Raw genomic sequence first — 13708 nt, 5'->3', positions numbered from 1 at the left:
CGGTGCGGTGTTAGTCCGCTGTGCTATCCGCAGAGTTGTTGATGGTGCAGCGTACGCGTCTTGCTAAGTAGAGCAGGAACGCACCGACAATCCTTGAAACTCAACAAAACTTTTTTCTATATGTGACCTGTCGTGTGGGTCACCACTGTAGATAAGGAATTCAAATGCCTGTTATTACGCTTCCTGACGGCAGTCAGCGTCATTTCGACCATCCCGTATCTGTCATGGACATCGCCCGCGATATCGGCCCGGGTCTGGCAAAAGCCTGTATAGCCGGCCGCGTCAACGGTGAGCTGGTCGACGCCTGCGATTTAATCGATGCCGACGCAACGGTCGCCATCATTACCGCCAAGGATCAGGAAGGGGTAGACATTCTGCGTCACTCCTGCGCCCATCTGCTGGGGCATGCCATTAAGCAGCTGTGGCCACAAACCAAAATGGCCATCGGCCCGGTGATCGACAACGGCTTCTATTATGACGTCGATTTGGATCACACGCTGACCCAGGAAGATCTCGATCGCCTGGATAAGCGTATGCATGAGCTGGCGGAAAAAGACTACGACGTCATCAAGAAAAAAGTCAGCTGGCAAGAGGCGCGTGACGCTTTTGTCGCGCGCGATGAGCCGTACAAAGTGGCGATCCTCGACGAGAACATCAGCCGCGACGATCGTCCCGGCCTGTACCATCATGAAGAGTATGTCGACATGTGCCGCGGTCCGCACGTGCCGAACATGCGCTTCTGCCACCACTTTAAGCTGCAGAAGTCCTCCGGCGCCTACTGGCGCGGCGACAGCGATAACAAGATGCTGCAGCGCATCTATGGTACCGCCTGGGCAGACAAGAAGCAGCTGAACGCCTACCTGCAGCGCCTGGAAGAGGCGGCCAAGCGTGACCACCGCAAGATCGGTAAACAGCTCGACCTGTATCATATGCAGGAAGAGGCGCCGGGCATGGTGTTCTGGCACAACGACGGCTGGACCATCTTCCGCGAGCTGGAAGCGTTTGTGCGCATGAAGCTGAAAGAGTACCAGTACCAGGAAGTGAAGGGTCCGTTCATGATGGACCGCGTGCTGTGGGAGAAGACCGGCCACTGGGAAAACTACAAGGATGCGATGTTCACCACCTCATCAGAGAATCGTGAATACTGCATCAAGCCGATGAACTGCCCGGGTCACGTACAGATCTTCAACCAGGGGCTGAAGTCCTACCGCGATCTGCCGCTGCGCATGGCCGAGTTTGGCAGCTGTCACCGCAACGAGCCGTCGGGCTCCCTGCACGGCCTGATGCGCGTCCGCGGCTTTACCCAGGACGATGCGCACATTTTCTGTACCGAAGAGCAGATCCGCGACGAGGTCAACAGCTGCATTAAGATGGTGTACGACATGTACAGCACCTTCGGCTTTGAAAAAATCGTAGTGAAGCTGTCTACCCGTCCGGAGAAGCGCATCGGCAGCGATGAGATCTGGGATCGCGCGGAAGAGGACCTGGCCGCGGCGCTGCAGGAGAACGGGATTCCGTTTGAATATCAGCCGGGTGAGGGGGCCTTCTACGGGCCGAAGATCGAGTTTACCCTGCATGATTGCTTGGATCGCGCCTGGCAGTGTGGTACCGTGCAGCTCGACTTCTCTCTTCCGGGTCGCTTGAGCGCCTCTTACGTTGGCGAAAACAACGAACGCGTGGTGCCGGTGATGATCCACCGCGCTATCCTGGGCTCCATGGAGCGCTTTATCGGTATTCTGACCGAAGAGTTTGCCGGCTTCTTCCCAACCTGGCTGGCGCCGGTACAGGCTGTAGTGATGAATATCACCGATTCTCAGGCTGAATATGTCGAAGAATTGAGCAAAAAACTGCAGGCCGCCGGTATTCGCGCAAAATCAGACTTGAGAAACGAGAAGATTGGCTTTAAAATTCGCGAACATACTTTACGTCGCGTCCCCTATATGCTGGTTTGCGGTGACAAAGAAGTCGAAGCCGGCAAAGTGGCAGTGCGTACGCGCCGCGGTAAAGACCTGGGCGTAATGAGCATTGACGACGTAATCGAGAAGCTGCAGCAAGAGATTCGCAGCCGTAGTCTTCATCAGTTGGAGGAATAAGGTATTAAAGGCGGAAAACGAGTTCAAACGGCGCGTCCTAATCGTATTAACGGGGAAATTCGCGCCCAAGAGGTTCGCTTGACAGGTGTGGATGGCGAGCAGATTGGTATTGTCAGTCTGAGAGAAGCTCTTGAGAAGGCCGAGGAAGCTGGCGTCGACCTGGTCGAAATCAGCCCCAACGCTGAACCGCCGGTTTGTCGTATCATGGATTACGGCAAATTCCTCTATGAGAAGAGTAAGGCTAGCAAAGAGCAGAAGAAAAAACAGAAAGTTGTCCAGATCAAGGAAATCAAATTCCGTCCTGGCACAGATGATGGCGACTACCAGGTAAAACTCCGCAGCCTGGTTCGCTTTCTGGAAGATGGCGATAAAGCCAAGATCACGCTGCGTTTTCGCGGTCGTGAGATGGCGCACCAACAGATCGGTATTGAAGTGCTTAACCGCGTCAAGAACGATCTGAGTGAACTGGCAGTGGTCGAGTCCTTCCCGTCGAAGATCGAAGGCCGCCAGATGATCATGGTGCTCGCTCCCAAGAAGAAACAGTAAGGCTATCAAGTAAGGGTTCTGCGGTTCGGTTTTCCGACCGTAGAACCGTTCGCCTCACTGATTCGTTGTAATTAACAATGCGAAGTGGAAATCGAAATGCCTAAGATTAAAACTGTGCGTGGCGCGGCCAAGCGCTTTAAGAAAACCGCCGGTGGTGGTTTCAAGCGTAAACATGCTAACCTGCGTCATATTCTGACCAAAAAATCTACCAAGCGTAAGCGTCACCTGCGTCCGAAGTCTCAGGTCTCCAAAGGCGATCTGGGTCTGGTTGTAGCGTGCCTGCCGTACGCATAAGTAATTTTTTTTGAATCAAGAATAAGACTTTAGGAGAGAGCATATGGCTCGCGTAAAACGTGGTGTGATTGCACGTGCACGTCACAAGAAAGTATTGAAGCAGGCGAAAGGTTACTACGGTGCCCGTTCGCGCGTATATCGTGTTGCCTTCCAGGCAGTGATCAAAGCAGGCCAGTATGCTTACCGTGACCGTCGTCAGCGTAAGCGTCAGTTCCGTCAGCTGTGGATCGCACGTATCAACGCTGCTGCCCGTCAGAACGGCATTTCTTACAGCCGTTTCATCAATGGCCTGAAAAAGGCTTCTGTTGAAATCGACCGTAAGATCCTGGCCGACATCGCTGTATTCGACAAAGTGGCGTTCACCGCCCTGGTTGAAAAAGCGAAAGCGGCTCTGGCGTAAGTCAGATGAAAGAGGGAGCTTGCTCCCTCTTTTGCTTTTGAGCCTGGAGCATTGTTCGTCAGAACTGCGCAGGGCTAGCGATAATTTATTGACATTCTCCGCGCTGGATCTTTCAATAGACAGAGATTTCAATACGTTCTGAATGTTCAAGGTAACGCAAGCATGAACGCTGCTATTTTCCGTTTCTTTTTTTACTTTAGCGCCTGATCGTCAGGAGGCTTTGCGCATAAGAAAAGAAACGGAAAATAGCGCCAAAAGCCTCCCTCGTGGAGGCTTTTTTTTTATTATCGCCGCGCGTTGCGCGGCGTGCGAAGCGGCGCGCCGTAGTACGATGAGCCGTCATCGCTCAACATCGACCATCGGGCCATACTGGCCGGAAGAAGAGGAAAGTCATGTCACATCTCGCCGAGTTGGTTGCCCAGGCGAAGGCAGCCGTAGAGAGTGCCCAGGACGTCGCCGCGCTGGATAGCGTACGCGTCGAGTTTCTGGGTAAGAAGGGTCATTTAACGCTGCAGATGACGTCACTGCGCGATCTGCCGGCAGAAGAGCGTCCGGCGGCCGGGGCGGTCATCAACCAGGCCAAGCAGGAGGTTCAGGAGACCCTGAACGCCCGTAAGGCGGCGCTGGAGTCGGCGGCGCTGAATGCCCGCCTTGCGCAGGAGACCATCGATGTTTCCCTGCCGGGCCGGCGGATGGAAAACGGTGGCCTGCACCCGGTTACGCGCACCATCGAACGCATTGAATCCTTCTTCTCCGAGCTGGGCTTTGCCGTTGCCACCGGGCCGGAGATCGAGGACGACTACCATAACTTTGACGCGTTGAATATTCCGGCTCATCACCCGGCGCGCGCCGACCACGATACCTTCTGGTTCGATGCGACCCGTCTGCTGCGCACCCAGACCTCCGGTGTACAGATCCGTACCATGCAGCAGCAGGAGCCGCCGATCCGCATCATCGCGCCGGGGCGCGTCTACCGCAACGACTACGACCAGACCCATACCCCGATGTTCCATCAGATGGAAGGGCTGATCGTGGATAAAGATATCAGCTTTACCAATCTGAAGGGGACGCTGCACGACTTCCTGCGCAACTTCTTTGAGCAGGATCTGCAGATCCGTTTCCGTCCCTCCTACTTTCCGTTCACCGAACCCTCTGCCGAGGTGGATGTGATGGGGAAAAACGGCAAGTGGCTGGAGGTGCTGGGCTGCGGCATGGTACACCCCAGCGTACTGCGCAACGTCGGCATCGATCCGCAGGTCTACTCCGGCTTTGCCTTTGGGATGGGCATGGAGCGACTGACGATGCTGCGTTACGGTGTCACCGACTTGCGCGCATTTTTCGAAAACGATCTGCGTTTCCTCAAACAGTTCAAATAAGGCAGGATTAACACATGAAATTCAGTGAACTTTGGTTGCGCGAGTGGGTAAACCCTGCCATCAGCAGCGATGCATTGTCCGAACAAATCACCATGGCCGGCCTGGAAGTGGACGGCGTAGAGCCGGTTGCCGGCGTGTTCCACGGCGTGGTGGTCGGTGAGGTGGTCGAATGCCATCAACACCCTAATGCCGATAAGCTGCGGGTCACCAAGGTCAACGTCGGCGGTGAGTGCCTACTGGACATCGTCTGCGGCGCGCCGAACTGCCGTCAGGGGCTGCGCGTGGCCGTGGCCACCATTGGCGCCGTTCTGCCGGGTGACTTCAAAATCAAAGCGGCTAAGCTGCGCGGCGAGCCTTCCGAAGGGATGCTGTGCTCTTTCTCCGAGCTGGGCATCTGTGAGGATCACAGCGGCATCATCGAACTGGCGCAGGATGCGCCGATCGGCTGCGATCTGCGGGAATATCTGCAGCTGGATGACCACGCGATCGAAATCAGCGTGACCCCTAACCGCGCCGACTGCCTCGGTATTCTGGGCGTTGCCCGCGATGTCGCGGTGCTTAATCGCCTGCCGCTGAATCTGCCGCAGACGGTGCCGGTAGCGGTCAGCATCGATGACCGTTTCCCGATCGCCGTTGAGGCGCCGGAAGCCTGTCCGCGCTACCTTGGCCGCGTGGTGCGCGGCATCGACGTAACGGCGAAGACGCCGCTGTGGATGAGCGAAAAGCTGCGTCGCTGCGGCATTCGCTCCATCGATCCGGTGGTGGACGTGACCAACTACGTCCTGATGGAGCTGGGGCAGCCGATGCACGCCTTCGATCTCAACCGTCTACAGGGCGGTATCGTGGTGCGCATGGCCCGTGAAGGGGAGACCCTGACGCTGCTGGACAGCAGTCAGGCGACGCTGAGCGGCGATACGCTGGTCATTGCCGACCATCAGCAGGCGCTGGCGCTGGGCGGCATTTTCGGCGGCGAGCACTCCGGCGTTAACGCGGAAACCCGCGACGTGCTGCTGGAGTGCGCCTATTTTAACCCGCTGGCGATTACCGGCCGCGCCCGTCGCTATGGGCTGCACACCGACGCATCGCACCGCTATGAGCGCGGCGTCGATCCGCAGCTGCAGCTGCGTGCCATGGAACGTGCTACCGAGCTGCTGCTGGCGCTGTGCGGCGGCCAGGCCGGCCCGGTCATCGATGTGACCAACGATGCCTATCTGCCGCAGCCGGCCAGCATCGTGCTGCAGCGCAGCAAACTGGATCGTCTGATCGGCCATCATATCGATGACGCGCAGGTGCTGGATATTCTGCAGCGTCTAGGCTGCCAGGTCACGGCCGTGGACGGCGGCTGGCAGGCTGTCGCGCCGAGCTGGCGTTTTGATATGGCCATCGAAGAGGATCTGATCGAAGAGGTGGCGCGTGTCTACGGTTACAACAACATTCCGGATGTGCCGCTACGCGCCGATCTGGTGATGACCGCGCACCGTGAGGCGAATCTGCCCCTGAAGCGGGTCAAGACCCTGCTGGTCGATCGCGGCTATCAGGAAGCCATCACCTACAGCTTTGTCGATCCTAAAGTTCAGGCGCTGCTGCACCCGCAGCAGACGCCGCTGATCCTGCCGAACCCGATCTCCGCCGATATGTCCGCCATGCGCCTGTCGCTGTGGACCGGTCTGCTGGGCGCCGTGGTATATAACCAGAACCGCCAGCAGCCACGGGTGCGTCTGTTTGAAAGCGGCCTGCGCTTTGTCCCAGACGAGGGGGCGAACCTGGGGATCCGCCAGGACGTGATGCTGGCCGGGGTGATCGCCGGTCACCGCGACGAAGAGCACTGGGGCATCGAGCGCCAGGCCGTCGATTTCTACGATCTGAAAGGCGACCTGGAGGCGGTGCTGGAGCTGACCGGTAAACTGGACGCGGTGCAGTTCCGCGCCGAAGCCCACGATGCCTTGCATCCGGGGCAGAGCGCCGCGCTGTATCTGCACGGCGAGCGCATCGGTTTCATTGGCGTGGTGCATCCGGAGCTGGAGCGTAAGCTGGATCTCAACGGCCGTACCGTGGTGTTCGAGGTGTGCTGGAGTGCCCTGGCAGAGCGCCTGATCCCGCAGGCGCGCGAGATCTCCCGCTACCCCGCGAACCGCCGTGATATCGCGGTTGTGGTGGCTGAAAATGTGCCTGCGGAAGATGTTTTGGCCGAATGTAAGAAAGTTGGCGCAAATCAGGTAGTTGGCGTAAACTTATTTGACGTGTATTGTGGTAAGGGTGTTGCCGAGGGTTATAAGAGCCTCGCGATCAGTCTGGTGTTGCAAGACACCACGCGTACACTGGAAGAAGAGGAAATTGCCGCTACCGTCGCAAAATGCGTAGAGGCGTTAAAACAGCGATTCCAAGCATCCTTGAGGGATTGAATCTATGGCGCTTACAAAAGCTGAAATGTCTGAACACCTGTTTGAAAAGCTTGGGCTGAGCAAACGGGACGCCAAAGACCTCGTCGAGCTGTTTTTCGAAGAGATACGCCGCGCGCTGGAAAATGGCGAGCAGGTCAAGCTGTCCGGTTTCGGCAACTTTGATCTGCGCGACAAGAACCAGAGGCCGGGGCGCAACCCGAAAACCGGGGAAGATATCCCGATTACGGCGCGCCGTGTTGTGACATTCCGTCCGGGACAGAAGTTAAAGAGCCGGGTCGAGAACGCGACACCCAAGGATTAATCAGGCAAACAGGACAAAAGGCCGCCTTTAGGTGGCCTTTTTCTTGTGCTGTTCAGCGCTTTTGCGGGCGAAAGAGTGAGGCATTACGTTATGCAGGTAAACGAGCGGGTCAGTGTTAAAACGGACGGCGGTCCGCGCCGTATCGGGCGCATTCTGGCGCTGGAGACCTTCAGCGAAGGTACCATGTATTTGGTCGCCCTGGATGACTATCCCCAGGGCATCTGGTTTTTCAATGAGGCCGGCTGCGCGCAGGGTATCTTCGTTGAGCCGTACGATGACGCCGCGTCAGTCTGAGGCGGCGTCCGCCTTCAGCGAGCTGCTCCAGCGTCAGCGGCGACGCGATCGGCGGCGCTTGGCGCTGCTGGCGCTGCTGCTGCTGGCGGCGCTGGTGCTGGGGCTGAGCGCCGGGGAGGTCTGGCTGTGGCCTACGCAGTGGTTTACCCCCGACGGGCAGCTGTTTGTCGGGCAGCTGCGTCTGCCGCGGATGCTGGCGGTGATGGCGGTCGGCGCGGCGCTGGCGGTCAGCGGGGCCGTAATGCAGGCGCTGTTTGACAACACCCTGGCCGAGCCGGGGCTGCTGGGGGTCTCTAACGGCGCCGGCGTGGCCCTGGTGATCGCGGTGCTGCTGGGGCAGAGCCTGATGCCGATGTGGCTGCTCAGCGCGCTGGCCATCGTCGGCGCGCTGACGATCACGCTGCTATTGCTGCTGTTTTCCCGCCGGGGGCGGGTAAACAACGCCCGGCTGCTGCTGATCGGCGTCGCGCTGGGGATCGCCTGCAGCGCCGCCATGACCTGGGCGGTCTACTTTAGCAGCAGCCTGGATCTGCGCCAGCTGCTCTACTGGCTGATGGGCGGCTTCAGCGGCGTCGACTGGCGTCAAGGGTGGCTGACGGCCGCGCTGCTGCCGGTGCTGCTGTGGCTGCTCACGCGCGGTGATATTCTGAATCTGATGGCGCTGGGGGAGCTCCCCGCCCGTCAGTTGGGGCTGGGCATGACCCACTGGCGTAGCCTGCTGGTACTGGCTATCGGCTGGCTGGTCGGGGTGAGCGTCGCGCTGGCCGGCGTGATCGGCTTTGTCGGCCTGGTGGTGCCCCATATGCTGCGCCTGTGGGGCATCACCCAGCACAGAATGCTACTGCCGGGCTGCGCACTGGCGGGCGCCTCGATGCTGCTGCTGGCGGACGTCGTAGCGCGGATCGCGCTGTTTTCTGCCGAGTTGCCGATCGGGGTGGTGACCTCATCGCTGGGGGCGCCGCTGTTTATCTGGATGCTGCTGCGCCGATCGGCGGGAGGCCTCGATGGACGATAGTATGCTGCGCATCGTCGGGCTGACGGTGCCGGGACGGTTGGGCGCCGTTGATGCCCGCATCGTCCGCGGGGCGCTGGTGCACCTGATCGGCCCCAACGGCGCGGGGAAAAGTTCGCTGTTGCTACGGCTGGCCGGTTTAGTGAGCGGAGAGGGCGAGGTATGGCTGGCGGGGCAGTCGCTGCTGCGCCAGTCACCCGCGGCACAGGCGCGGCGGCGCGCCTGCCTGGTACAGCAGCAGATGCCGCATGCCCTGATGCCGGTATTTGCCTACCTGGCGCTGCACGCGCCGCGTCACGCCGACGCCGCGGCGCTGGACAACGTGCTGGCGTCGCTTAGCGGGCGCCTGAGCCTCGGCGATAAGCTGAGCCGTCCGCTGAGCCATTTGTCCGGCGGCGAGTGGCAGCGGGTGCGGCTGGCGGCGGTGCTGCTGCAGATCTGGCCGACCCTAAACCCAGAGGGGCGCCTGCTGCTGCTGGATGAGCCGATGAGCAGCCTGGATATTCGCCAGCAGGCCGCGTTGGACAGTCTGCTGGGCGAGCTGTGCGCGGCCGGGATCACGGTGATCGCCAGCGCGCACGATCTTAACCACACGTTGTACCACGCCGATACGGTGTGGATGCTCAGCCAGGGGCAGGTGGTGGCGCAGGGGGACGCGCGGGTGGTGATGCAGGTGGAGGCGCTGAGCAGGCTGTTTGAGGTGCCCTTTCGCCGCATTCGCGGCGGCGATCGCGACTGGCTCTATTATCAAAATGGTTAAAAAAAACTTGACCTTGACGCGCATTTTGCCGTTATGTGTTGACGAGGCCGCGCGCAACGCCGCGCGGCAAATAACGCTAACTCATGGGGGTTGCCCGCGCGGCTCTGTAAAGAGAGTCCGGGTATGATAGGGGCATAGGGAAGATGAGACGATTGACATCCGTATACCGCTATTGCGCATGGTGTACCGTCGCACTGATTCTGGCGGGATGTAGCAGCAAGCACCGCACGCCGCCGCCATCCGGCCGCCTGGCCGACCCGATAGTGGTGGTCGCGCAGCTCAATGACCAGCTGCGGCAGTGGCACGGCGCGCCGTATCGCTACGGTGGGATGGAGCGCAGCGGTGTCGACTGCTCCGGCTTTGTGTACCGCACCTTCCGCGATCGCTTTGCAATTCAGCTGCCGCGGACGACGCAGGAGCAAACCGCGCTGGGAACCCGGGTGTCGCGGGACGATCTGTTGCCCGGCGATCTGGTGTTTTTCCGCACCGGGCGCGGCGATAACGGGCTGCACGTCGGCATCTATGATACCAATGACACGTTCATTCACGCGTCGACCTCGCAGGGGGTAACGCGATCGTCGCTGGGCAACGTCTACTGGCGCAATGTCTACTGGCAGGCCCGGCGACTATAGCCTCAGCGGCGGGCTCTTATCCGCGCGGCAGCGGTGCTATCATCATGGCTTTGGCTCAGGAAAAGGGCATAGTTATGACGCCGTTATCGTTTTTTATCTCCGATTCTCACGATCCCTGGTTCAACCTGGCTGTGGAGGAGTGCATCTTCCGCCAGATGGATCCCGCGCATCGGGTCTTATTCTTGTGGCGCAATGCCGATACGGTGGTGATTGGTCGCGCGCAGAACCCCTGGCGCGAGTGCAATACCCGGCGCATGGCGCAGGACGGCGTGAAGCTGGCCCGGCGCAGCAGCGGCGGCGGGGCGGTGTTCCACGATCTGGGCAACAGCTGTTTTACCTTTATGGCCGGTAAGCCAGGCTATGATAAGCAGGTCTCCACGGGCATTATCCTTGCCGCGCTGGCCGGGCTGGGTATTGATGCCCAGGCCAGTGGGCGCAACGATCTGGAGTTGGATACCCCGCAGGGAAGGCGCAAAATTTCCGGTTCGGCCTACCGCGAAACCCAGGATCGCGGTTTTCATCACGGAACCCTGCTGCTGAATGCCGATCTGGGCCGTCTGGCCGACTATCTGAACCCCGATCTGAAGAAGCTGCAGGCTAAGGGCATCGCCTCGGTGCGCGCGCGCGTTGCCAATCTGTCGGAGTGGGTCGCGGACATCGACCATGCGCGTCTGTGCGATGCCATCGGCGAGGCATTTTTTGCCCATTACGGGCAGCGGGTCGCGCCGCAGCATATCTCGCCGCAGCATCTCCCGGATCTGCCCGGCTTTGCACAGCAGTTTCAGCGCCAGAGCAGCTGGGCGTGGAACTATGGCCAGGCGCCCGACTTTAGCCATGTGATGGAGACGCGCTTTGACTGGGGCGGCGTGGAGCTGCACTGCGAGGTGACGCGGGGGACGATCGTTCGCGCCCGTCTGTTCAGCGATGCGTTGACGCCGGCGCCGCTTGAGGCGCTGGCCGTCGCGCTGGCGGGCTGTTCCTATCAGGGGGAGGCGGTCGCCCAGCGGGCGTTGGCTCTGGGGAGTGAGGATGCGACAGTGACGATGATGCCACAGCTGGCGGCATGGCTGCGCCGCCAGCTGGCCTAGGGCCGACTACAGGCGCGTGTGCGCCTGGGGAAAGCGGGCCTTCAGCTGCGCGCGGGTCGGCGCGCCGTCGGGGCCGGGCTGACTGACCACGCAGGCGGCGACCTGATTGCCGAGATCGATGGCCTCCTCCAGCGCCAGGCCGAGGGCGAGCCCCGCCAGCACGCCGCCGCAGTGGGCATCCCCGGCGCCAATGGTATCGGCTACCGTTATCGGGTAGGCGGGCAGGTGCCGCTGACGGCCATCGCTGGCGCATAGCCAGGCACCGTGGGCGTCGAGGCGGCAGATCAGATGGATCCCGCGCTGGACGGCAAACGCCGACGCGACCGCCACCGGATCGCCCGCGCCGCACAGCTGCGTGACCTCATCGCGGTTAAGGGTCAGCAGGCTGCCCGTGGGGAGCCGCTGCCACAGCGCCTCCGGCAGATGGGGCAGGCGCGGCCCGGGATCTAGCAGCAGGGTACAGCCGGACGGCAGGGCGTACATCCACTCGCACAGCGCCTGACCCCCGTCTCCCGCCAGCTCATAGCCGCTGAGATAAACCAGCGCCCCGGCGGGCAGCGCTATCTTCGCCAGCTGCGCCGCAGACCACTGCGTCTCGCAGCCGCTGACGCTGATAAACGTACGCTCCCCATCGGCCTCAACGCAGGCCAGACACCAGCCGTTATCCTGCTGCGGGTGACGCAGCAGCACCGGCAGCGCCAGCGCCGCCATGGCCTGTTCCGCCAGCGCGCCCCAGGGGCCGTTGCCGACCGGCATCCCGTTGATGACCGGGATCTCCAGGCGACACAGCGCCCGCGCCACGTTGAAGGCGCAGCCGCCGATGGTCCGCCCGTCTTCGCGGGCCTCCACATCCTCTCCCCGCCGCGGCAGACGCGGCAGGCTGAGGATCAGATCGCCGACGGCACCGCCGATGACGGCGACTGGGCGCGGCGTTTGCGTCGTTGTCATGCTTTTTTCCTCATGCCGACCAGCAGAGCGTAGCTAAACAGACTGATCAGGAAGGCGACGAACAGCCCCAGGCTGGAGTCGGCGAAGACGCCGATGGCCAGCGGGCCGTCGATAAAGCCGGTGCGGGTCACCATCAGCCCGCACAGCGCGCCGAGCAGCCAGCACAGCAGCGGGCCGACGCGCACGCCGGCGTTGCTGCCGCGCAGATCGAACAGCTGGCTGTCGCTATAGCCTTGATGGCGGCGCAGGCAGACATAGTCGACCAGGAAGATGGCTTCCCAGGCGGCCAGGAAGACGCCGCAGCACAGCAGGAAGGCGACGAAAGGCCCCATAAAGTCGCCGGCGACGAACAGAATGTACAGGGCGATGCCCAGCACGATTGCGGCATCGAGCGTTACCGCCCAGATCTGGCGGATCTTAACCCCGATGGTCAACAGGTTCAGGCTGGCGGAGTAAAGGCTGAGCACGGCGATGGTCACGATGCCCGCCGTAGCGGCCAGCAGATAGGGGATGGACATCCAGCGCGGCAGCACCGAGCCTATCAGGGCGATGGGGTTTTCTGCCGCGGCCAGATCGGGCAGGCGGGCTGAGAGCAGGATCCCGGCCAGCATCAGCAGGCACAGGGGCAGCGCGGCGCCGCCGGTGACGGCGGCGAAGATGTGGCTCTCTTTGCTCTTGGCGGACTGATAGCGGCTGTAGTCGGCGCCGGCGATAGCCCAGCTGATACCGGTGCCGGCGGCGATCACCGACACGGCCGGCAGGAAGGCGGTCAGCCAGCTGCCGGAGGGCATCGCCAGTACGGCCTGCCAGGGGGTGGTAAACAGGATATAGCCGACCACGATCAGGGTCATGGTGCCGAAGATGCGGGTAAACCAGCGCTGGATAGCGGCGACGGCCGTCTGTCCCAGCAGGCTGACGGCGATGGCCAAGCCGGCAAACAGCACCAGGCACACCAGGGTGAGACCGTGTCCGCCCGGGACGCCGCAGGCCTGCAGCAGCGCGGCCAGGGTCAGGGTTCCGGTGATGATGTTGACCGCCTCCCAGCCCATCAGGTTGATCCAGCTGAACAGGGTGGGGGCGATGTTACCGCGGATGCCAAAGATGGCGCGGGAGAGGGTCAGGGTAGAGGTGCGGCCGCGTTTACCGGCAAAGCTGAAGTAGCCGACCAGGCAGAAGCTCATCACCCCGAGCAGGGCGGCCAGTATCGCCTGTACAAAGGAGAGGCCAAAGCTGACGATGATCGCGCCGTAGACCACGCCTAAAATACCGATATTGGCGGCAGACCAGATCCAGAACAGCTCGCTGGGGGTACTGCGGCACGCCGGCTCGGGAACCCGATCGATGCCGATATTCTCTACCTGCCAGGCGGGGTTGGCGTTGGTTTCACTCATTCTACAATTCACTCCTTTGTCATTGGCTCGTGCTGCTTACACCGTGGCGGGTCGCATCATTCCCGGCCGTGCGACGGCGCCGCGCACGGGAGGGAGGGAAATCCATTCGCGCACAGTCTACTGGCACACCCATAGGATGCCAATATAAAACCGCTATAGATAAGCCATGCT

General features: G+C 61.1%; 15 protein-coding genes and 1 other annotated feature. Of the genes, 13 read left to right on the top strand and 2 right to left on the bottom strand.

Features of this window, described 5'->3' with window-relative positions; translation table 11 throughout:
- The first annotated feature begins 164 nt into the window (after positions 1-164).
- The 13 genes from thrS (at position 165) to ETEE_RS17325 (ending at position 11198) form a co-directional block, all read left to right on the top strand.
- A complete protein-coding gene (thrS, locus tag ETEE_RS17380; protein WP_034163362.1) occupies positions 165-2093 on the top strand; it encodes a threonine--tRNA ligase in 1929 nt (642 codons plus the stop codon).
- Between the two features lie 3 nt (positions 2094-2096).
- Positions 2097-2639, top strand: coding sequence for a translation initiation factor IF-3 (gene infC, locus ETEE_RS17375; RefSeq protein ID WP_034163363.1), 543 nt, complete (start codon positions 2097-2099; stop codon positions 2637-2639).
- A 96-nt stretch (positions 2640-2735) separates the two neighbouring features.
- Positions 2736-2933, top strand: coding sequence for a 50S ribosomal protein L35 (gene rpmI / locus ETEE_RS17370; protein WP_005293643.1), 198 nt, complete (start codon positions 2736-2738; stop codon positions 2931-2933).
- Between the two features lie 43 nt (positions 2934-2976).
- On the top strand, positions 2977-3333 hold the full coding sequence (rplT, locus tag ETEE_RS17365; protein ID WP_015461533.1) for a 50S ribosomal protein L20: 357 nt from the start codon (positions 2977-2979) through the stop codon (positions 3331-3333).
- 157 nt (positions 3334-3490) lie between these two features.
- Positions 3491-3616 (top strand) — a sequence feature (Phe leader region).
- Positions 3496-3540 carry a pheST operon leader peptide PheM gene (pheM, locus tag ETEE_RS21415; RefSeq protein ID WP_106120997.1) on the top strand — a complete coding sequence of 15 codons (45 nt, stop codon included), beginning with the start codon at positions 3496-3498 and terminating at the stop codon, positions 3538-3540. (Overlaps the previous feature by 45 nt.)
- Before the next feature lie 109 nt (positions 3617-3725).
- Entirely contained in the window at positions 3726-4709 is a 984-nt protein-coding gene (gene pheS, locus ETEE_RS17360) for a phenylalanine--tRNA ligase subunit alpha (RefSeq protein WP_034163364.1), read from the top strand.
- A 14-nt stretch (positions 4710-4723) separates the two neighbouring features.
- Entirely contained in the window at positions 4724-7111 is a 2388-nt protein-coding gene (gene pheT / locus ETEE_RS17355) for a phenylalanine--tRNA ligase subunit beta (protein WP_034163365.1), read from the top strand.
- Positions 7112-7115: 4 nt separating this feature from the next.
- Positions 7116-7412, top strand: a complete 297-nt coding sequence (gene ihfA, locus ETEE_RS17350; protein WP_005285818.1) for an integration host factor subunit alpha — start codon at positions 7116-7118, stop codon at positions 7410-7412.
- Positions 7413-7502: 90 nt separating this feature from the next.
- Positions 7503-7706 (top strand): protein DsrB, encoded by a 204-nt coding sequence (dsrB, locus tag ETEE_RS17345; RefSeq protein ID WP_034163366.1) that lies wholly within the window; start codon positions 7503-7505, stop codon positions 7704-7706.
- On the top strand, positions 7687-8721 hold the full coding sequence (btuC, locus tag ETEE_RS17340; protein ID WP_034163367.1) for a vitamin B12 ABC transporter permease BtuC: 1035 nt from the start codon (positions 7687-7689) through the stop codon (positions 8719-8721). Before dsrB ends, btuC begins: the two co-directional genes overlap by 20 nt.
- Positions 8711-9478, top strand: a complete 768-nt coding sequence (btuD, locus tag ETEE_RS17335) for a vitamin B12 ABC transporter ATP-binding protein BtuD (protein ID WP_081854135.1) — start codon at positions 8711-8713, stop codon at positions 9476-9478. The genes btuC and btuD overlap by 11 nt, the downstream gene beginning before the upstream one ends.
- Positions 9479-9621: 143 nt before the next feature.
- Positions 9622-10110, top strand: a complete 489-nt coding sequence (locus tag ETEE_RS17330; protein WP_045427908.1) for a C40 family peptidase — start codon at positions 9622-9624, stop codon at positions 10108-10110.
- A gap of 74 nt (positions 10111-10184) precedes the next feature.
- Complete coding sequence (locus tag ETEE_RS17325) at positions 10185-11198, top strand: lipoate--protein ligase (protein ID WP_034163368.1); 1014 nt, start codon at positions 10185-10187, stop codon at positions 11196-11198.
- 6 nt (positions 11199-11204) lie between these two features.
- Here ETEE_RS17325 and ETEE_RS17320 read toward each other — a convergent pair whose 3' ends face one another.
- Together ETEE_RS17320 and ETEE_RS17315 are read right to left on the bottom strand one after the other, a co-directional pair.
- Positions 11205-12146, bottom strand: a complete 942-nt coding sequence (locus ETEE_RS17320) for a PfkB family carbohydrate kinase (protein ID WP_034163369.1) — start codon at positions 12144-12146, stop codon at positions 11205-11207.
- The gene (locus ETEE_RS17315) at positions 12143-13537 is read right to left on the bottom strand and encodes a purine-cytosine permease family protein (RefSeq protein WP_034163370.1); all 1395 of its coding nucleotides are present in this window, start codon (positions 13535-13537) and stop codon (positions 12143-12145) included. Before ETEE_RS17315 ends, ETEE_RS17320 begins: the two co-directional genes overlap by 4 nt.
- Positions 13538-13708: the final 171 nt, after the last annotated feature.

The organism is Edwardsiella anguillarum ET080813 (assembly GCF_000264765.2).
GTDB lineage: Bacteria > Pseudomonadota > Gammaproteobacteria > Enterobacterales > Enterobacteriaceae > Edwardsiella > Edwardsiella anguillarum.
The sequence above is the reverse complement of the archived record's forward strand: the minus strand, read 5'-3'. Positions and strand labels throughout refer to the sequence as shown.

What these genes read in the sequence shown, in the direction of transcription:
- pheS (WP_034163364.1), top strand. Translation starts at nt 3,726, where the DNA reads ATGTCACATCTCGCCGAGTTGGTTGCCCAGGCGAAGGCAGCCGTAGAG.
- pheT (WP_034163365.1), top strand. Translation starts at nt 4,724, where the DNA reads ATGAAATTCAGTGAACTTTGGTTGCGCGAGTGGGTAAACCCTGCCATC.
- thrS (WP_034163362.1), top strand. Translation starts at nt 165, where the DNA reads ATGCCTGTTATTACGCTTCCTGACGGCAGTCAGCGTCATTTCGACCAT.
- ETEE_RS17330 (WP_045427908.1), top strand. Translation starts at nt 9,622, where the DNA reads ATGAGACGATTGACATCCGTATACCGCTATTGCGCATGGTGTACCGTC.
- ETEE_RS17325 (WP_034163368.1), top strand. Translation starts at nt 10,185, where the DNA reads ATGACGCCGTTATCGTTTTTTATCTCCGATTCTCACGATCCCTGGTTC.
- ETEE_RS17320 (WP_034163369.1), bottom strand. Translation starts at nt 12,146, where the DNA reads ATGACAACGACGCAAACGCCGCGCCCAGTCGCCGTCATCGGCGGTGCC.
- ETEE_RS17315 (WP_034163370.1), bottom strand. Translation starts at nt 13,537, where the DNA reads ATGAGTGAAACCAACGCCAACCCCGCCTGGCAGGTAGAGAATATCGGC.
- ihfA (WP_005285818.1), top strand. Translation starts at nt 7,116, where the DNA reads ATGGCGCTTACAAAAGCTGAAATGTCTGAACACCTGTTTGAAAAGCTT.
- dsrB (WP_034163366.1), top strand. Translation starts at nt 7,503, where the DNA reads ATGCAGGTAAACGAGCGGGTCAGTGTTAAAACGGACGGCGGTCCGCGC.
- rplT (WP_015461533.1), top strand. Translation starts at nt 2,977, where the DNA reads ATGGCTCGCGTAAAACGTGGTGTGATTGCACGTGCACGTCACAAGAAA.
- rpmI (WP_005293643.1), top strand. Translation starts at nt 2,736, where the DNA reads ATGCCTAAGATTAAAACTGTGCGTGGCGCGGCCAAGCGCTTTAAGAAA.
- btuC (WP_034163367.1), top strand. Translation starts at nt 7,687, where the DNA reads ATGACGCCGCGTCAGTCTGAGGCGGCGTCCGCCTTCAGCGAGCTGCTC.
- btuD (WP_081854135.1), top strand. Translation starts at nt 8,711, where the DNA reads ATGGACGATAGTATGCTGCGCATCGTCGGGCTGACGGTGCCGGGACGG.